The sequence below is a fragment of the Actinoplanes sp. SE50/110 genome (genome assembly GCF_900119315.1).
In the GTDB taxonomy this organism is placed as follows: domain Bacteria; phylum Actinomycetota; class Actinomycetes; order Mycobacteriales; family Micromonosporaceae; genus Actinoplanes.
Genome location: NZ_LT827010.1, coordinates 8,859,836 through 8,877,464, shown reverse-complemented (window position 1 = coordinate 8,877,464; position 17,629 = coordinate 8,859,836). Strand labels below are relative to the sequence as shown.

Genomic DNA, 17,629 nt, shown 5'->3' with positions numbered 1-17,629 from the left:
GTACGACCTGGGGGAACCCGTGCTGCTTTGCATCGACATCGGTAACACCAACACCGTGCTGGCCACCTTCGACGGTGACAAGCTGGTGCACAACTGGCGGATCAAGACGGACGCCGCCTCGACCGCGGACGAGCTGGGCCTGATGTTCCGCGGGCTGCTGGCCGGCGACGCGGTGGAGATCACCGGGGTGGCCGCCTGCTCGACCGTGCCGGCCGCGCTGCGCAACCTGCGGACCATGCTGAAGCGGTACTACGGCGACGTGCCCAGCGTGATCGTCGAGCCGGGGGTCAAGACCGGGGTGCAGCTGGCCATCGACAACCCGAAGGAGGTGGGCGCCGACCGGGTGGTCAACACCCTGGCGGCGCACGCCCTCTACGGCGGACCGTCGATCGTGGTCGACTTCGGCACCACCACCAACTTCGACCTGATCAGCGCGAAGGGGGAGTTCCTCGGCGGCGCGTTCGCCCCGGGCATCGAGATCTCCTTCGACGCGCTCGCCGCCCGGGCCGCCCAGCTGCGCAAGGTGGAGCCGGCCAAGCCGCGCTCAGTGATCGGCAAGAACACCGTGGAGTGCCTGCAGTCCGGGCTCTACTACGGTTTCGGCGGTCAGGTGGACCGGATCGTCGAGCGGATGATCGAGGAGATCGGCCCGGTCTCCGCGGTGATCGCCACCGGTGGCCTGGCCTGGCTCGTCAAGGACGAGTGCCGGACGCTGACCGCGCACGAGCCGATGATCACGCTGATCGGGCTCCGGATGGTATATGAGCGGAACGTCTGAACCGGGCTGAGTAGGCTTTCCGGGTCTCCACCAAGCCCACCACCACACAGGAAGACCGTGCCGTGACCGAGCAGAACGTGCCAGTGACCGACCCCGCCGACGACCTTCCCGAGCAGATGAAGGTCCGCCGGGCGAAGCGGGACCGGATGCTGGCCGACGGCGTCGCGCCCTACCCGGTCACCGTCGCCCGGACGATCAGCCTGGCCGAGATCCGCACCCGGTACGCGGAGCTGCCGACCGACACCGCCACCGGCGACCAGGTGTCGGTCACCGGTCGGGTGATCTTCATCCGAAACGGTGGCAAGCTGTGCTTCGTGACCCTCCGCGAGGGTGACGGCACCGAGCTGCAGGCGATGCTCTCGCTGGACCGGGTCGGCGCGGAGCGGCTGGAGGACTGGAAGCGCCTGGTCGACCTCGGCGACCTGGTGGCGGTCACCGGTGAGGTGATCACCAGCCGCCGCGGGGAGCTCTCCGTGCTCGCCGATTCCTGGGCGATGAGCGCCAAGGCGCTGCGCCCGCTCCCGGTCGCGCACAAGCCGCTTTCCGAGGAGACCCGGGTGCGGCAGCGTTATGTCGATCTCATCGTCCGGCAGCAGGCCAGGGATACGGTGCGTACTCGCGCAACCGTGATCCGTAGTCTCCGCGAGTCACTGTTCCGCCGCAATTATCTCGAGGTGGAAACGCCGATGTTGCAGTTGCTGCACGGTGGCGCCGCGGCTCGCCCGTTTGTGACGCACAGCAACGCACTGGACACTGATCTTTATCTGCGGATCGCGCCGGAACTGTTTTTGAAGCGGGCTGTGGTCGGCGGCATCGACCGGGTCTTCGAGATCAACAGGAACTTCCGGAATGAGGGCATGGACTCCACGCACTCGCCGGAGTTCGCCATGCTCGAGGCATATCAGGCGTACGCCGACTACAACGTGATGCAGATCCAGACGCGGGAGTGGATTCAGGAGGCCGCGCAGGCGGTCGCCGGTTCGCACGTGGTGACCCACTTCGACGGCACCGAGCTCGACCTGGGCGGCGAGTGGCGCCAGATCACCCTGTTCGGCGCCATCTCTGATGCGCTCGGCGAGGAGGTCACCATCGCGACCGACCTGGCCCAGCTCCAGCGGTACGCGGAGAAGGTGCAGCTCGGCGTCGACCCCAAGTGGAGCGCCGGCAAGCTCGCCGAGGAGCTCTTCGAGCACCTGGTGCAGCACACCCTGCAGCAGCCGACCTTCGTCCGGGACTATCCGGAGGAGACCGCGCCGCTGACCGCGCCGCACCGGGAGACCCCCGGCCTGACCGAGAAGTGGGACCTCTACGTCGGCGGTTTCGAGCTCGCCACCGCCTATTCCGAGCTGGTCGATCCGGTGATCCAGCGGGACCGGCTGCACGCGCAGTCGCTGCTGGCGGCCGGTGGCGACGCCGAGGCGATGCAGCTCGACGAGGATTTCCTCCGGGCCATGGAGTACGGAATGCCGCCCAGCGGCGGCATGGGAATGGGAATCGACCGGCTGTTGATGGCGCTCACCGGCCTGGGCATTCGGGAAACCATCCTGTTCCCGTTGGTCCGCGCGGAGTAGCCGAACATCAATTATTGCCCCCGCCATTGACGGGCGATGTCCCCCTGGCGTTATTGTTCTTCCATTGCGTGGGAGAGTACCTGTGTTCGGGAGGATAACGGCGCGTGGCCAAGCAGATCATTCACAAGCTGGTCGATGACATCGACGGCGGCGACGCGGACGAGACGGTGAAGTTCGCGCTCGACGGTATTCAGTACGAGATCGACCTCTCGGAGAAGAACGCCGCCGAATTGCGTGAGGTCTTCGCGCAGTACGTCGGCGCGGGCACCAAGGTGGCCCGGGGCGGTGTGGTCGTCGGCGGCCGCGCGGCTCGTGGCCGCGGCGGCGCGGCCGCTGACCGGGAGCAGAACAAGGCGATCCGGGAGTGGGCCAAGAAGGCCGGTTACGACATCTCCGACCGCGGGCGCATCCCGCAGGAGATCGTCGACGAGTACCACGCGAAGGGCCCGGGCCGGGCCTGAGCTTTCGACGAAGAGGGCGTACCGATCATCGGTACGCCCTCTTCGTGCTTCCAGTACCGTTATCCACAGGACAGACGAGGTTGTCCACAGGCTGTGGACCGTGCGGATTTCGCTGTCCGCGTACACGTTCGGGTGGGGGAACAGCCGCTGAGCGTGCGAAGTTGGCTAAATCAACGTCGCGGATCGTTTCGAGGGGCTGCGAGGGCCCAGCGGATCCTCCCGGCGGCGATAGAGTTACTGCACGGGTATCACCGGTACCCGTGCGCTGGCCCCGCCAGCTGTTGAGACAGGCTCAGCATTGGCGCACGGCACGTGAGGAGCACGAGGGCATGTTCGAGCGGTTCACCGACCGAGCGCGACGGGTTGTCGTCCTGGCCCAAGAAGAGGCCCGGATGCTCAACCACAACTACATCGGGACCGAGCACATCCTGCTCGGCCTGATCCACGAGGGCGAGGGCGTCGCCGCCAAGGCTCTGGAGAGCCTGGGCATCTCCCTCGAGGGCGTCCGGCAGCAGGTCGAGGAAATCATCGGTCAGGGCCAGCAGGCGCCGAGCGGGCACATCCCGTTCACGCCGCGGGCGAAGAAGGTGCTGGAGCTCTCCCTGCGGGAGGCGCTGCAGCTCGGGCACAACTACATCGGCACCGAACACATCCTGCTCGGCCTGATCCGCGAGGGCGAGGGCGTCGCCGCCCAGGTCCTCGTCAAGCTCGGCGCCGACCTGAACCGGGTGCGCCAGCAGGTGATCCAGCTGCTCTCCGGTTACCAGGGCAAGGAGCCGGCCGCCGCGGGCACCGCCACCGGCGAGGCCGCGCCGTCCACCTCGCTGGTCCTCGACCAGTTCGGGCGCAACCTCACGCAGGCCGCCCGGGAGGGCAAGCTCGACCCGGTGATCGGCCGGGAGAAGGAAATCGAGCGGGTCATGCAGGTGCTCTCCCGCCGCACCAAGAACAACCCGGTGCTGATCGGCGAGCCGGGCGTCGGCAAGACCGCCGTCGTCGAGGGCCTGTCCCAATCCATCGTCAAGGGCGAGGTGCCCGAGACGCTCAAGGACAAGCAGCTCTACACGCTCGACCTGGGCGCCCTGGTCGCCGGCTCGCGGTACCGCGGTGACTTCGAGGAGCGCCTGAAGAAGGTGCTCAAGGAGATCCGCACCCGCGGCGACATCATCCTGTTCATCGACGAGATCCACACCCTGGTCGGCGCCGGCGCCGCCGAGGGCGCGATCGACGCCGCCTCGATCCTGAAGCCCATGCTGGCGCGTGGCGAGCTGCAGACCATCGGTGCGACCACCCTCGACGAGTACCGCAAGCACCTGGAGAAGGACGCCGCGCTGGAGCGCCGCTTCCAGCCGATCCAGGTCGGCGAGCCGTCGCTCGCGCACACCATCGAGATCCTCAAGGGCCTGCGCGACCGGTACGAGGCGCACCACCGGATCAGCATCACCGACGCTGCCCTGGTGGCCGCCGCGACGCTGGCCGACCGGTACATCTCCGACCGGTTCCTGCCGGACAAGGCGATCGACCTGATCGACGAGGCCGGCGCACGGATGCGCATCCGCCGGATGACCGCGCCGCCGGACCTGCGTGACTTCGACGAGCGCATCGCCCAGGTGCGTCGCGACAAGGAGTCCGCGATCGACGCGCAGGACTTCGAGCGCGCCGCCCAGCTGCGCGACAAGGAGAAGCAGCTGCTCGGCCAGAAGGCCCAGCGGGAGAAGGAGTGGAAGGCCGGCGACCTCGACGTCGTGTCCGAGGTCGACGACGAGCAGATCGCCGAGGTGTTGGGCAACTGGACCGGCATCCCGGTCTACAAGCTCACCGAGGAGGAGACCTCCCGCCTGCTGCGCATGGAGGACGAGCTGCACAAGCGCGTCATCGGCCAGGAGGACGCGGTCAAGGCCGTCTCCAAGGCGATCCGGCGTACCCGTGCCGGGCTGAAGGACCCGAAGCGCCCGTCCGGCTCGTTCATCTTCGCCGGCCCGTCCGGTGTCGGTAAGACCGAGCTGTCCAAGGCGCTCGCCGAGTTCCTGTTCGGCAGCGAGGACGCGCTGATCCAGCTGGACATGTCCGAGTTCCACGACCGGTACACGGTGTCCCGCCTGGTCGGTGCCCCTCCCGGTTACGTCGGCTACGACGAGGGCGGCCAGCTCACCGAGAAGGTGCGCCGCAAGCCGTTCAGCGTGGTCCTGTTCGACGAGATCGAGAAGGCCCACCCGGACGTCTTCAACACGCTGCTGCAGATCCTGGAGGACGGTCGCCTGACCGACGGTCAGGGTCGGATCGTGGACTTCAAGAACACGGTCATCATCCTGACCACCAACCTCGGCACCCGGGACGTGGCGAAGGCGGTGTCGCTGGGCTTCCAGGCCTCGGAGGACACCGAGAGCAACTACGACCGGATGAAGGTCAAGGTCAACGACGAGCTGAAGCAGCACTTCCGCCCGGAGTTCCTCAACCGCATCGACGACACGATCGTCTTCCACCAGCTGCGCGAGCAGGAGATCCTGCAGATCGTCGACATCTTCACCGCGCGGATCGAGGGCCAGCTCAAGAACAAGGACATGGGCCTCGAGCTGACCGACAACGCGAAGAAGTACCTCGCGAAGAAGGGCTTCGACCCGGTTCTCGGCGCCCGGCCGCTGCGCCGGACGATCCAGCGCGAGCTGGAGGACACGCTGTCCGAGCAGATCCTCTTCAACGAGCTGCGCCCCGGCCAGATCGTGGTGGTGGACTGCGAGGGCGACCCGGCCAACGTGGAGAAGTCCAAGCTGGTCTTCCGCGGCGCGGAGAAGGCGGGAGCCGTGCCCGACGCGGTGCCGGCCGACCTCGGCGCGACCACCAGCGAGGAGTGACCCGCTGACATCGCGGCCCGGCCCCTTCCCGGGGGTCGGGCCGTTGTCATACCCGGGTATGACGGTCGGTGGGCACCGGAGGGTGACGCGGCCGGGCCAGCCTCATCCATATCTTCCGATGCATGAGAGCGCGTCGCATCGGTCAAGCCGTCTTCTACTCCGCCGGGCTCGGCCCGGTCAGCGCGGCCAGCCTCGGGCTGGCGGTCTCCGGCCGCTCGGCGGCCGCCGAACACCTGTCCACCGGGTGGCAGAGCCGCCTCGGCCCGCCACCCGCGCTACGCGGCCGGCCCGGTCCGGTCGTCGCCAACGCGCTGCTGGGTCTGCTGCTGGGCCTGCTGGCGTTGATTCCGCTGGCTCTGGAGGCCGATTTCGTGGCCCGCGGCATCCTCTACGGCTGGGTCGACCGCGGCCCCTACGACACCTCCTGGGGCGGCCCCGGCCGCGGCGGCGCCTGGGCGGTGCACTTCCTGGTCGGCGTCCCGATCGCGGTGGCCGGCATCGCCGCCCTGATCGGCCTGGCGGCCATGCACCGCCGCTGGACCGCCCGCCTGGCCGGCGAGCCCGGTGGCGCCTGGGTGCTTCCGGTCGCACTGCTCGGCACGGCCGCCGAGGTCGCCTTCGTTATTGCCTTTCTGCGCCAGATCTGATCGGCCAGGATGAGCGACATGCACGAGATCCGCGCCGTCTACGACGAGCACACCATCACCGTCTACCAGGCGTATTCGCCGGCGATCGCGGTCCCGGCGGTGCGCGCCGGACGATTCGTGCCCCCGTTCAAGCGGGAGCGGATGACCTGGATCAAGCCGTCGTTCCTGTGGATGATGTATCGCTGCGGCTGGGCCACCAAGGAGGGCCAGGAGCACGTCCTGGCGGTCTCGATCACCCGCGAGGGCTTCGAGTGGGCGCTGACGAACGCGGTGCACAGCAGTTACGTGCGGGGGGAGTATCCGAGCCGGGACGACTGGCAGCGCGAGTTGCGACGGGCCCCGGCCCGGGTGCAGTGGGATCCGGAGCGGGATCTGCGGTTGCGGGCGCTGCCGTACCGGTCGCTGCAGCTCGGGCTCGGCGGGGAGGCGGCGATCCGCTACGCCGACGAGTGGATCACCGGGATCAGCGACGTGACCGACCGGGTCCGGGAGATCCGCGGCCTGCTGGACGCCGGGCAGGACGCCCGGGCGGCGGAGCTGCTGCCGCCCGAGCATCCCTACCCCGTGGTCAGCCGCACACCGACGGATCCGCGTACGGGCTCCTGACGACGGTCCGGCACGGGCCGGCGGCGATCGGGTGCCAGCGGTGCTGGGCCGGGTTCCACTGCATGATGAAGGTGGTCTTGGCGCCGTCGATCAGGCGCTGCACCGCGTACTTGCCGCCGCAGGCCAGTTCCTGCACGACGTCGTCGGACGCCACCTTGTCGGCGTACTGGCCGGCCTCGATCGCGTCGATGGTCTCGGTGTTGCCGGTCGGGCAGGGCTGGGCCGGATCCACGCCGTTGCAGGCGATCCGGAACTTGCTCCACTCGCCGCGGGGCAGGTAGGAGGTGCAGTAGTCCCCGCTGCCGCTGCCGATCACGACCCACTTCCGGGTGGCCGTGTCGTACTTGAAGACGGTGGCGCCGGGGTCGCTGTTCTTGACCTTCTGCACGTACCAGGCCGAGGCCCACCCGTCGTGGCATTCCAGGTCGCGCCACTTGTCGCCCGGCTGGTACCACCGGCTGTCGTATGCCTTGACCGTGTCGATCAGCTGCTGCTGAGTGACCGGGCAACCCCCCGCCGGGCTGGCCGGCACCATCGTGTGGTGGTGGGGCGTGAGCGGTTCACCGCTGGACGGCGCCGGGGACGGCGAGGTGGTGGCTACCGATGGCTGGGTGGCGACGACCGGGCCGGGCGCGGAGTCGCGGGTGGCGACCAGGGTGAACGGGGTCGCGATCGCCACCACCGCGACCGCCACCGCGGCGGAGGCGACGATGCGGTTGCGGCGGGTGATGCGACGCGAGGTGGTCAGCATCCGGTCGTGCAGATCCGCGTTGCCGCCGTGTGCGGAGAGCTGGTCCATCGTCTCCCGCAGTACGGTGAAGTCGTCGTTCATCGGTCCGCTCCCTTCATCGTGCCGGCGTTGATCAGGTCCGGGGCGACCTGGCGCATCCGCGTCAGCGCCTTGCTGGTCTGGCTCTTGACCGTGCCGACCGAGCAGCCGAGCATCTCGGCGGCCTCGGTTTCGCTGCGGTCCTCGAAGAAGCGCAGCACCAGCACGGCTCGCTGCCGAGCGGTGAGCTGGGCCAGCGCCTTGTGCAGGGCGATCTGCAGGCTGACCCGGCCGGCGTGGTCGCTGTCCGGGTCAGCCCGCTCGGTGAGCTCGCCGGGCAGCGACTCGGCGACCCGGCGGCGGCGCCACCGGCTGACCTGCAGGTGGTACATGGCGGTCCGGGTGTACGCCTCGTAGTGCCCGTCATCGCCGAGCCGCCGGACCGCACGATGGGTGCGGGCCAGCGCGTCCTGGACCAGGTCCTCGGCCAGGTGCCGATCACCGGTCAGGAGGAAAGCCGTGCGCAGTAGCGCCGGCGTCCGACTTCTGACGAAGTCGGTGAACCCCGTGGTTTCACTCACGACCTGTCACACGCCGGCACCCCGGCAGGGGTTGCCGTCGATGTCAAAGAATCTGTCGATCGACTTTCGGGGCGTCGCCGGCCAGTACGAAGTCCTCGTGACCGAGCGGCTCGACCAGGCCGTCCTCGACCAGACCGGCGAGCGCGCGGGCCCGCTGCACCTCGTCGGCCCAGACCACGTCGAGGCGCTGCCGGGGGACCGGGCCGGTGGCGTGCCGCAGCACCTCCAGGAGAAGTCCGCGCACCTGGCGGTCGGTGCCGGCGTACCGCTGCGGTTTGCGGCTCGGCCCCTCCGGCAGCGGCTCGCCGGACAGCCGCCACGCGCACACCTCATGGAACGGGCAATCGGCGCACCGGGGGGCCCGCGCGGTGCAGACGATCGCGCCCAGCTCCATGAACGCGATGCTCGCCCGGGCCGCCCGCGCCGAATCCTCGGGCAGCAGCTCCTCCATGGCGACCAGGTCGGCCGTGGTGGTGGCCGGGCCGGCGTCCGGCTTGCCCTCGACCACCCGGGAGACGACCCGGCGGACGTTGGTGTCCACCACCGGGTGCCGCTGCCCGTACGCGAAGGTGGCCACCGCCCGCCCGGTGTAGGTGCCCACCCCGGGCAGCGCGAGCAACTGGTCGAGCTGATCGGGCACCCGCCCGCCGTGCCGCTCGACGATCGCCTGGGCGCAGGCGTGCAGCCGCATCGCCCGGCGCGGATAGCCGAGCCGGCCCCACATCCGGATCGCCTCGGACTGCGGGTCGGCGGCGAGCGCGGCCGGCGTCGGCCAGCGGGTCATCCAGGAGCGCCAGGCCGGTTCCACCCGGACCACCGGGGTCTGTTGCAGCATCACCTCACTCACCAGGACACCCCACGGGGTGGTTTCGGGCTGCCGCCACGGCAGATCCCGGGCGTTGGCGTCGTACCAGGCGATGGATTCGTCGGCGAGAGTCATAGCAGCCCTTACTGTAGATAGGTGGACGAGCTCGGGACCATCGCCGCCGTCACCGAGGCGCTGACCGCGGCCGGTGGTGACGTCACCGGCCTGACCATGCAGCTCACCGGCCCGCTCCAGCTGACCGCGGAGCTGCCGCCGGGCCGGGCCGACGAGCTGGCCCAGCTGCTCGCGGTGGCCGCCGCCGAGCTGGGTGTCGAGGTCACCCTCCGACCCGCCGAGCCGGGCGGCGCCGCCGTGACGGCATGAGATCGGTCACTGTGCCGGAAAGTCGTTTCTCGATGAGTGGCCGGTGGGCACGCGGTTCACCAGCGCGGGGCCTATCACTAACGAACAGGTCCGCGAGTTGGTGTCGGTTGTCCGGCGCGTCGCGCGCGATGACCGTGGGGGTCCGGGTTTACGGTGGGCCACATCATGCGTACGACGGTTGGTCCCCTCTCACCCGCGGTCTACTGGCGGCGGCGGGCGGTCGTGCTCGGCGCCCTGTTGCTGGGCATCATCGTGTGGTTCGTGGCGTGCTCGCACGACGACACGAAACCGGACACCAAGAACGCGGCCTCGTCGTACCCGACGCCCGCCCCGGCCTCGGCGACGCCCAAGTCGTCGGTCTCCGGCAAGCCCGGTGACAGCGACAACGGCCTGCTCGCCTCGGCGCCGGCCGGCAACCCGGTCTATCCGGACCCGGTGCAGTCGCAGGGCAACAACGGTGACAGCGGCCTGCTGCCCGCCAACGGCGGTGGCCAGAACGGCGGCGGCCAGAACGGCAGCGGGCAGAACACCAACGTCAATCAGCCGGCCGGCAACGCGTGCGCGGACAACGAGATCCAGGTGACGCCGGTCCCGGCGGCCACCTCGATCAAGCGCGGCGCCAACCTGGCGATCACGTTGCGGATCCGCAACGTCGGCAACCGCACGTGCACCCGCGACGTCGGCGCCGACCCGCAGGAGCTGTACGTCGAAGCCGGCGCGCAGAAGATCTGGTCCTCGGACAAGTGCAGCGGCGTGCACGGCAACGACGTGCAGACGTTCAAGCCGGGCGACCAGCGCGAATTCAACATCACCTGGAACGGCCACCAGTCGACGGCCTGCAACGGCGCGACGGCGACCGGCCCGGCGCCCGCGGCCGGGCAGTACTCGCTGCGCGGCCGCCTCGACGGGCTCGTCAGCCAGCCGGTCGTCTTGACCCTGTCCTGACGATTGGTCGCGGCGCTCGAGCTGTACCTGGACGTCGACGCGACGCGGCGGGTCCGGACGCTGTGGCGCGCCCTCGAGGCCGAGGGCATTCCCACGCTCGGATCGCTGCACCCGAGGCACCGGCCGCACGTTTCGCTCGCCGCGGCACGGACCATCGAGCCGTACGCGGCGGCAGCCGCCCTGGACGGCCTGAACGTCGGCCGTGGGCTCAGCGTGCGGATGGACTTCGCCGGCCAGTTCGTCGGGCGGGTGCTCTGGCTCGGGATCACCATGACACCCGAGCTGATGGACCACCATCGCGCCGTGCACGAGCGGCTGGCGGCGGGCGGGGTCGAGGTGTGGGAGCACTACCGGCCGGGGCTGTGGGTGCCGCACTGCACGGTGTCGCTGCGGGTGCCGAACCCGATGATGGCCGCGGCGATCCGGCGCTGTCTGGAGATCCTGCCACTGAGCGGGACGATCACCGGGGCGGCGATCGCCGATCACGCGAACGACATCCTGCACCCGCTCTGACGCCTGCGGGGCGGATCACCCGTACCCGGCAATCGGGAGACCGTCGGCGACGGCCTCCCGATGAGCGCGTGACGGTCAGGCGGTGAAGCGGCGCTTGCGTGCCTGGCGGCCGGCGACGACCAGGCCGCCGCCGACCAGCAGCAGGCCGGTGGCGTAGAGGCCGAGCGTGCCCGCGTTCGAGCCGGTCAGCGCGAGGTCGCCGCCGGGGGTGGTGGCGCCGGCGGTCGGGGTGACGAGCACGCCCCCGGAGGCGGACGGGCTCACCGGGGCGGGGCCGGTCGGCGCGGCACCGGCCGACGGTGAGGACACCGGCGCGGTGGTGGGCGCGGACGTCGGTGCGCTGGTGGGGGCGCTCGTCGGCACGCTGGTGGGCGCCGTGGTGGGCGCCGTGGCGGGCGCCGTGGTGGGCGTCGTGGTGGGCGTGGTCGGCGTCGGGCAGTCGGCCGGCTTCGACGGCGTACCGATGCTGGTCCGGAAGCTGTTGTCGCGAACGGTGACCGGCCTGCCGGAGTGGTCCGTGCGGTCGGCGGCCTGGCCGGCCTTGACCCGGATCCGCTCGCCACCGGTCACGAACACCGCGTCGACACCGGCGTTCGCGGCGTTCGTCAGGTGGATGTGCAGGACGCCGTCGCAGTCGGTGCTGAAGCTCACCGCGGGGCTGGGCGAGCAGACGCCGTCGCCGCCGTTGTACCAGGCCGCCCGGCCCGAGGAGTGACTGCCCAGGCCGGACGACGAGCCGAGCTTGGCGTTGCCGTACCGGGTGTCGTTGCCGGTGATCTCGTTCAGCACGGCCGCGCCGAAGACCGTGTCGACCTGGGTGAAGCAGCCCGGCACCGCGACGTGCAGCGAGACACTGCGGGTGCCGGCATCGATCCGGGCGGTCTGCGCGTCGTAGGCGAACTGCGGGACGGCGTACGACTTCTTCGGCGCCGTGTACGACACCAGCGAGAAGTCTTGCGACTCACCGTCGCACAGCGGCATCAGCGCGGTGATCGTGGCGGTGCCGCCGGGGCCGTCGAAAGTGTGCTGGTAGGTGGCGTCCGCGGCGCTCACGCAGGACCCCGCCCCGTGGGCCTCGGCGGCCGGCGACAGCCCGGCGAACGCGGCGGTGGCGATGGCGGCGCCACTGAGAACAGACATGACACGGCGCATGACGAGGCCCCTGACTGTGCAATCGGGTCGGGGGCGGTCTCACCACTGACTCCCCGGGCCGCCATGCGGTGACCGATCTCTTGCCCGGCCCGGATCCTCGTCTCCCCAGATGCTGGGTGCCGCGGCGAGGTCTCCGCGGTGCGATCAGGCTAGGGCGCACCGGGCGGCGGCGGAAGGGGTCATCACTTTGAGTAATGTCGACCATCGTGGAGTCGCGCCTGAAACGTGCGTTTTACACAATGCCGACGGCGAAATGCCCGATCTCAAGGTGGTGCATGTCACATACGCTGATCAGCGGTGACAGAGGGTCATTAGACGTAGCGCTCTAGGATCGACGCCTCGGCCAGCCGGGACAGACCCTCACGCACCCCGCGGGCCCGGGCGTCGCCGACCCCCTCGACCGCCTGCAGATCCTCGACCGTGGCGCCCAGCAGCCGTTGCAGGCTGCCGAAGTGATCCACCAGCCGGTCGACGATCTGGGCCGGCAGCCGCGGCACCTTGGCCAGCAGCCGGAAACCGCGCGGCGACACGGCCGCGTCCAGCGCGTCCGAGGCGCCCGGATAGCCGATCGCCTTGGCCACCGCGACCAGGTCGATCATTTCGGTGGCGGTGAGCAGGTCCAGCTCGACCAGCGCCTCGTCGAGCGTGCGCGCCTTGCGGCCGGTGGGCAGGTAGTCCCGGATGACCAGGGTGCGGTCCGAGTCGACGCCGGCCATCAGCTCGTCCAGCTGGAGGGCGAGCAGGCGGCCGTCGGTGCCCAGCTCCACCACGTAACCCGAGATCTCGTCGGCGATCCGGCGGACCATCTCCAGCCGCTGCACCACCGCCACGGCGTCGCGGACCGTCACCAGGTCCTCGATCTCCAGCGCTGACAGGGTGCCGGACACCTCGTCCAGCCGGAGCTTGTAACGCTCCAGGGTGGCCAGAGCCTGATTGGCCCGGGACAGGATGGCGGCCGAATCGTCCAGGACGTGACGCTGACCGTTCACATACAGCCCGATGATGCGCATCGACTGGCTCACCGAGATCACCGGGAAGCCGGACTGCTTGGCCACCCGCTCCGCGGTGCGGTGCCGGGTGCCGGACTCCTCGGACGGGATGCCCGGGTCGGGCATCAGATGCACGGCGGCCCGGACGATCCGGGTGCCGTCGCTGGAGAGCACCACGGCGCCGTCCATCTTGCACAGCTCCCGCAGACGGGTGGCGGAGAACTCCACATCGAGCGGGAAACCGCCGGTGCAGATCGCCTCCACCACGGCGTCGTGGCCGAGCACGATCAGGGCACCGGTGCGGCCCCGCAGGATGCGCTCCAGACCGTCGCGCAGGGCGGTGCCGGGGGCCATCAGGGCGAGATTGGCGCGCAGCGGATCGCTGGCGCCACCGGTGAGGCCGGAACCGGTCGCCGGGGTCACCGCGCGGTGGCCCGCGCCGTTGACGCCGGGCCGCGGCGATGAACTGGCGGCGGACTTGGAACCATCGCGGTCGAGCGGCACCGGTACAGTCTACGAACTGTCATCCGGAGCAACGAGGCATGGTTCGATGAATGCTCCGTAGCGTGATGAATCGTCACTCTCGGTCACCGCCCAGGGTCATCGGGTGGAGTGATCGGCCGACGCCCGCGCCGCGCTCTGCAGCGCCGAGCGGAGATCACCCACCTCGATCACCTCCATGCCCCTGGGCGTGCCGCCCTCACCGGCCGTGCTGCCCGGCGGGACCAGCGCCACCCGGAACCCCAGCCGGGCCGCCTCGGCCAGCCGCCGACCGACCGCGCTCACCCGGCGGATCTCGCCGGTCAGCCCGACCTCACCGATCGCCACCAGGGTCGGCGCCATCGCGAGATCCAGCCCACCGGAGGCGACCGCCAGCGCCATCGCCAGGTCGGCCGACGGCTCGGTCAGCCGGATGCCGCCGACCGTCGCCGCGAACACCTCGCGGTTGTAGAGCTTCAACTGTTTCGTCCGGCGCTCCAGCACCGCCAGCACCATCGCCAGCCGGGCGCTGTCCAGGCCGGAGACGGTGCGCCGGGGGGAGCCCTGCACCTCGGCCCCGATCAGCGCCTGCACCTCGGTGACGAGCGCCCGGCGGCCCTCCATGGCGACCGTCACGCACGTGCCCGGCACCGGCTCCAGATAGCGGGTGAGGAACAGGCCGGACGGGTCGGGCAGGCTGCTGATGCCGCCCTCGTGCATCTCGAAGCAACCGACCTCGTCGGCCGCGCCGAACCGGTTCTTGACCCCGCGGACCAGCCGCAGCGACGAATGCTTGTCACCCTCGAAATGCAGCACCACGTCGACCAGGTGCTCCAGCACCCGCGGGCCGGCGACCTGCCCGTCCTTGGTGACGTGACCGACCAGGACGGTGGCGATCCCGCGCTCCTTGGCGATCGAGACCAGGGCGGCGGTCACCGCCCGCACCTGGGTCACGCCACCGGGCACACCCTCGGTGCCCGGAGCCGAGACGGTCTGCACCGAGTCGAGCACCAGCAGGCCCGGCCGGACCGCGTCGAGGTGGCCGATGACCGTGCCCAGATCATTTTCCGCGGCCAGGAAGAGGCGCTCGTGCAGCGCGCCGAGCCGCTCCGCCCGCAGGCGCACCTGACTCACCGACTCCTCGCCGCTGACCACCAGCGAGGGCGAACCGGCGCCGGCCGCCCACTGCTGGGCCACGTCGAGCAGCAGCGTGGACTTGCCCACCCCGGGCTCGCCGGCGAGCAGCACCACCGCGCCGGGCACCAGGCCACCGCCGAGCACCCGGTCGAGCTCACCGACCCCGGTCGGCACCGCCTTGGCCGGGGCGGCGCTGATCTGCGAGATCGGTTTCGCCGGCTCGGACGGCATGCGGGAACTGACGACCCGGCCGGAGACCCCGACGGTCACCGTGGACTCGATCACCGAGCCCCACTCGCCGCACTCCGGGCACCGGCCCAGCCACTTGGGGGGCTGGTGGCCGCAGGCGTCGCAGACATAGGCCGGGCGGGCTGCCTTGGAACTGGTCCGAGAGGTCGTCACCCGGCCAAGTTAGCCGCCGGGTACGACAACATCACCCCTCGGTGTTCTCGTTCTCCAGACCGGGGGCCCGGGAGGCCGGGCTCAGCGGGACCGCGACCGGCGCCTGAATGGTCAGGTCGGGCGTGCCGTTGCTGAAGTGGAAGACCAGGTTGACCGACTCGCCCGGGCGCAGCGCGTCGGACAGGTTGACCACCTGGAGCTTGTCGGCGTCGGTCGAGTGGAACAGGGCCGAGCCGAGCGGCTTGATGGTGATCTGCGCGGTGGTGACGGTCGGAGCGGCCGGCACGGCCGGAGCGGAGGCCGACGTGCCGGGCAGGGCGCCGGGAACCTCACCGGGCTTGGCCGACGCGCCCGGCTGGGCCGACGCGCCCGGCTGGGCCGACGCGCCCGGCTGGGCCGGGGCCGAGGAGGCGCCCGGAACGGCCGCCGCGGTGGTCGGCGCGGCCGCCTTCACGAAGCCGACCTGGGTGCCCGAGACGACCTGCGGCCGGTTGGCCGGGGTGCTGCTGATCGACACGGTGACCGGGCTTGCCGTCCGGTTGTAAAGGTTCAGATCGAGCGGCGCGTTCTCGCCCTTGGCGTAGCCCTTGACGCCGTTGTAGGCCACCTGCGCGTTGCGCACGGCCACGCTGACGGTGCCGTCGGTGGCGAGGGCGTCCGCGTTCACACCCTCGATCGGCGTGTTCAGGATGGCGGTCTCGGCGACCTGACCGGCCGAGCAACCGGCCAGCGCGATGGCACCGACGGTGGCGACACCCGCGACCAGGGCGGCGCGACGGGTTACCAGCGAGCGCATCACGATCCTCCAAATAGCGACACCAAGGTGTGAGATCAGCCTAGTGGGCGGCAAACAGCCGCGTGCGCCGACCCATCCATCCGGCCGCTGTGGATCACACCACCGGCCCGCTGAAGATCAACAAGAGAACGTCGATCAGGGCGACCACCATCACCGCCCGGAACAGAGCGACCGGCCGGCCACGGGCGCGGGCGGCGGCGTACCCCCCGATCGGCAGGACCACGACGGCGGCCGCGCCGGCCGCCCACCCCGACCACGACGGCGCTCCGGGCGGGCCCAGCACCAGCGTCGCGGTAGCGCCCAGCAGCAACGCCGCGGCCGCCAGGCGGGAACCGCCGGCACCGATCCGGTGCGGCAGACCGCGCACCCCGGTCGCCGCGTCGTCGTCCAGATCGGGCAGCACGTTGGCGAAGTGCGCGCCGGCGCCGAGCAGCCCGGCCGCCGCCACCAGCCAGACCGGCGGCGACGGATGCCCGGGCAGGCCGACCACCACGAAGGCGGGCAGCAGCCCGAACGCGATCAGATAGGGCAGCACCGAGAACGCCGTCGATTTCAACGGCCAGTCGTAGAGCAGGCCGAAGACCGCGGCCACCGCGATCGTCACGGTGGCGGCCGCGCCCAGCGGAAGCGCCGCGACCGGCGCGGCCAGGGCCGCCACCAGACCCGCGACGCCGACGGTACGCCGTGACACGGCACCGTCCGCGATCGGCTTGTCCCGGCGTCCGGCCCGCCGGTCCCGGTCGGCGTCCAGCCAGTCGTTGACCCAGCCGACCGCGAGCTGGGTCGCCGCGACCGCCAGGAACACGCAGAGCAGCCGCCCGGCGCGGTGCCCGGCGCCCACGGCCAGCAGCGTCATGGCGACGGTGACGGCCGCGCCCGGCTCCGGGTGGGCGGCGCGCAGCAGGGCCAATGACCTTCGGCGATCCATGAACGGCCATTGTCCACCGGCCCGGGTTGTCCACAAGCCGGGCCCGCCCGGTGGTGGGCGGGGCGCAACCGTGCGAGTCTCGATCACATGGTGTCGATGCGGCGCAACGATCCGTGCCAGTACGACGAACTGGCCGGCGAGTGGTGGCGTCCCGGCGGCGGCTTCGAGCTGCTGCACTGGCTGGCCGCCGCCCGCGCCGAGCTGATCCCGCGGCCGGCCGGGCCGGGCCGGGTGCTGCTCGACGCCGGCTGCGGTGGTGGCCTGCTCGCGCCGCACGTCCGCGACCTCGGCTATCACCACGTCGGGATCGACCTGCGCCGCGCCGGGCTGACCCGGGCCGCCCGGGAGGGCGTCGTCCCGGTCGCCGGGGACGTGACCGCGCTGCCGCTCGCCGACGGCGCGGCCGACGTGGTGGTGGCCGGCGAGATCTTGGAGCACGTCACCGACCTCGGCGGCACCGTCGCCGAGCTGTGCCGGGTGCTGCGCCCCGGCGGCCGGGTGGTGCTCGACACGGTCAACGACACCGCGCTGAGCCGGTTCGTCACGGTCACCCTCGGGGAGCGGGTCGGCGTGGCCCCGGCCGGGCTGCACGACCCGGCCCTGTTCGTGTCGCCGCACCGGCTGCGGGCCGAGTTCGCCCGGCACGGCGTGCGGCTGGCGGTGCGCGGCGTCCGTCCCAGCCTCACCGGCCTGGCCCGCTGGCTGAGCCGCCGCCCGCCCCGGCCCGGCCGGCCCCTGGGCCGCATCCTGCCCACCTTCTCCCCGGCGATCCTCTACCAGGCCGTCGGTCACAAACCTCTCGGACAGGCGGCGGCGTGACAGCGGTGATCAGC

General features: G+C 71.0%; 18 protein-coding genes. 10 read left to right on the top strand and 8 right to left on the bottom strand.

The genetic code is table 11. From position 1 onward, the window contains the following. Nucleotides 1–19: 19 nt before the first annotated feature. From ACSP50_RS39760 to ACSP50_RS39735, 6 genes are all read left to right on the top strand, one after another. Entirely contained in the window at nucleotides 20–778 is a 759-nt protein-coding gene (locus ACSP50_RS39760; protein WP_014694993.1) for a type III pantothenate kinase, read from the top strand. Between the two features lie 62 nt (nucleotides 779–840). Further along, nucleotides 841–2,349 (top strand): lysine--tRNA ligase, encoded by a 1,509-nt coding sequence (lysS, locus tag ACSP50_RS39755; protein ID WP_014694992.1) that lies wholly within the window; start codon nucleotides 841–843, stop codon nucleotides 2,347–2,349. A gap of 104 nt (nucleotides 2,350–2,453) precedes the next feature. Continuing rightward, nucleotides 2,454–2,810 (top strand): Lsr2 family protein, encoded by a 357-nt coding sequence (locus ACSP50_RS39750; RefSeq protein WP_014694991.1) that lies wholly within the window; start codon nucleotides 2,454–2,456, stop codon nucleotides 2,808–2,810. A gap of 329 nt (nucleotides 2,811–3,139) precedes the next feature. Continuing rightward, nucleotides 3,140–5,662: an ATP-dependent Clp protease ATP-binding subunit gene (locus ACSP50_RS39745; protein WP_014694990.1), complete on the top strand. Its 2,523-nt coding sequence runs from the start codon at nucleotides 3,140–3,142 to the stop codon at nucleotides 5,660–5,662. 122 nt (nucleotides 5,663–5,784) lie between these two features. Continuing rightward, on the top strand, nucleotides 5,785–6,309 hold the full coding sequence (locus ACSP50_RS39740; protein WP_014694989.1) for a hypothetical protein: 525 nt from the start codon (nucleotides 5,785–5,787) through the stop codon (nucleotides 6,307–6,309). A gap of 18 nt (nucleotides 6,310–6,327) precedes the next feature. After that, complete coding sequence (locus ACSP50_RS39735) at nucleotides 6,328–6,915, top strand: DUF4291 domain-containing protein (RefSeq protein WP_014694988.1); 588 nt, start codon at nucleotides 6,328–6,330, stop codon at nucleotides 6,913–6,915. Here the strand turns inward: ACSP50_RS39735 and ACSP50_RS39730 are convergent. From ACSP50_RS39730 to ACSP50_RS39720, 3 genes are read right to left on the bottom strand one after another with little or no spacing between them, the layout of a single operon-like run. Then, nucleotides 6,878–7,747: a hypothetical protein gene (locus ACSP50_RS39730; protein ID WP_014694987.1), complete on the bottom strand. Its 870-nt coding sequence runs from the start codon at nucleotides 7,745–7,747 to the stop codon at nucleotides 6,878–6,880. The two genes, ACSP50_RS39735 and ACSP50_RS39730, sit on opposite strands and share 38 nt — an antisense overlap. Beyond that, nucleotides 7,744–8,265 carry a SigE family RNA polymerase sigma factor gene (locus ACSP50_RS39725; protein WP_014694986.1) on the bottom strand — a complete coding sequence of 174 codons (522 nt, stop codon included), beginning with the start codon at nucleotides 8,263–8,265 and terminating at the stop codon, nucleotides 7,744–7,746. The genes ACSP50_RS39730 and ACSP50_RS39725 overlap by 4 nt, the downstream gene beginning before the upstream one ends. A 43-nt stretch (nucleotides 8,266–8,308) precedes the next feature. After that, nucleotides 8,309–9,205, bottom strand: coding sequence for an A/G-specific adenine glycosylase (locus ACSP50_RS39720; protein ID WP_014694985.1), 897 nt, complete (start codon nucleotides 9,203–9,205; stop codon nucleotides 8,309–8,311). Between the two features lie 21 nt (nucleotides 9,206–9,226). Between ACSP50_RS39720 and ACSP50_RS39715 the strand changes: the two genes are divergently transcribed. The 3 genes from ACSP50_RS39715 to ACSP50_RS39705 all read left to right on the top strand — a co-directional run bounded on the left by ACSP50_RS39715 (nucleotide 9,227) and on the right by ACSP50_RS39705 (nucleotide 10,912). Continuing rightward, a complete protein-coding gene (locus ACSP50_RS39715) occupies nucleotides 9,227–9,454 on the top strand; it encodes a hypothetical protein (protein WP_014694984.1) in 228 nt (75 codons plus the stop codon). Between the two features lie 165 nt (nucleotides 9,455–9,619). After that, nucleotides 9,620–10,399, top strand: a complete 780-nt coding sequence (locus ACSP50_RS39710) for a hypothetical protein (protein WP_014694983.1) — start codon at nucleotides 9,620–9,622, stop codon at nucleotides 10,397–10,399. 3 nt (nucleotides 10,400–10,402) lie between these two features. Then, nucleotides 10,403–10,912, top strand: a complete 510-nt coding sequence (locus tag ACSP50_RS39705; protein ID WP_014694982.1) for a 2'-5' RNA ligase family protein — start codon at nucleotides 10,403–10,405, stop codon at nucleotides 10,910–10,912. Nucleotides 10,913–10,987: 75 nt separating this feature from the next. Here ACSP50_RS39705 and ACSP50_RS43620 read toward each other — a convergent pair whose 3' ends face one another. The 5 genes from ACSP50_RS43620 to ACSP50_RS39680 all read right to left on the bottom strand — a co-directional run bounded on the left by ACSP50_RS43620 (nucleotide 10,988) and on the right by ACSP50_RS39680 (nucleotide 16,796). Further along, nucleotides 10,988–12,052 carry a hypothetical protein gene (locus ACSP50_RS43620; protein ID WP_043513099.1) on the bottom strand — a complete coding sequence of 355 codons (1,065 nt, stop codon included), beginning with the start codon at nucleotides 12,050–12,052 and terminating at the stop codon, nucleotides 10,988–10,990. A 323-nt stretch (nucleotides 12,053–12,375) separates the two neighbouring features. Then, nucleotides 12,376–13,476 carry a DNA integrity scanning diadenylate cyclase DisA gene (gene disA, locus ACSP50_RS39695; RefSeq protein WP_369793983.1) on the bottom strand — a complete coding sequence of 367 codons (1,101 nt, stop codon included), beginning with the start codon at nucleotides 13,474–13,476 and terminating at the stop codon, nucleotides 12,376–12,378. Nucleotides 13,477–13,653: 177 nt separating this feature from the next. Further along, a complete protein-coding gene (radA, locus tag ACSP50_RS39690; RefSeq protein ID WP_014694979.1) occupies nucleotides 13,654–15,072 on the bottom strand; it encodes a DNA repair protein RadA in 1,419 nt (472 codons plus the stop codon). Nucleotides 15,073–15,103: 31 nt separating this feature from the next. Further along, nucleotides 15,104–15,868: a hypothetical protein gene (locus tag ACSP50_RS39685; RefSeq protein WP_014694978.1), complete on the bottom strand. Its 765-nt coding sequence runs from the start codon at nucleotides 15,866–15,868 to the stop codon at nucleotides 15,104–15,106. A gap of 94 nt (nucleotides 15,869–15,962) precedes the next feature. Continuing rightward, nucleotides 15,963–16,796, bottom strand: a complete 834-nt coding sequence (locus ACSP50_RS39680) for a UbiA family prenyltransferase (protein WP_014694977.1) — start codon at nucleotides 16,794–16,796, stop codon at nucleotides 15,963–15,965. Nucleotides 16,797–16,883: 87 nt separating this feature from the next. Between ACSP50_RS39680 and ACSP50_RS39675 the strand changes: the two genes are divergently transcribed. Continuing rightward, nucleotides 16,884–17,615 carry a methyltransferase domain-containing protein gene (locus ACSP50_RS39675; RefSeq protein WP_014694976.1) on the top strand — a complete coding sequence of 244 codons (732 nt, stop codon included), beginning with the start codon at nucleotides 16,884–16,886 and terminating at the stop codon, nucleotides 17,613–17,615. Nucleotides 17,616–17,629 lie beyond the last annotated feature (14 nt).

Coding starts and splice junctions, on each gene's coding strand:
- ACSP50_RS39745 (WP_014694990.1), top strand. CDS start 3,140: ATGTTCGAGCGGTTCACCGACCGAGCGCGACGGGTTGTCGTCCTGGCC.
- ACSP50_RS39740 (WP_014694989.1), top strand. CDS start 5,785: ATGAGAGCGCGTCGCATCGGTCAAGCCGTCTTCTACTCCGCCGGGCTC.
- ACSP50_RS39735 (WP_014694988.1), top strand. CDS start 6,328: ATGCACGAGATCCGCGCCGTCTACGACGAGCACACCATCACCGTCTAC.
- ACSP50_RS39730 (WP_014694987.1), bottom strand. CDS start 7,747: ATGAACGACGACTTCACCGTACTGCGGGAGACGATGGACCAGCTCTCC.
- ACSP50_RS39720 (WP_014694985.1), bottom strand. CDS start 9,205: ATGACTCTCGCCGACGAATCCATCGCCTGGTACGACGCCAACGCCCGG.
- ACSP50_RS39710 (WP_014694983.1), top strand. CDS start 9,620: ATGCGTACGACGGTTGGTCCCCTCTCACCCGCGGTCTACTGGCGGCGG.
- ACSP50_RS43620 (WP_043513099.1), bottom strand. CDS start 12,052: ATGTCTGTTCTCAGTGGCGCCGCCATCGCCACCGCCGCGTTCGCCGGG.
- ACSP50_RS39685 (WP_014694978.1), bottom strand. CDS start 15,868: ATGCGCTCGCTGGTAACCCGTCGCGCCGCCCTGGTCGCGGGTGTCGCC.
- ACSP50_RS39680 (WP_014694977.1), bottom strand. CDS start 16,796: ATGGATCGCCGAAGGTCATTGGCCCTGCTGCGCGCCGCCCACCCGGAG.
- ACSP50_RS39675 (WP_014694976.1), top strand. CDS start 16,884: ATGGTGTCGATGCGGCGCAACGATCCGTGCCAGTACGACGAACTGGCC.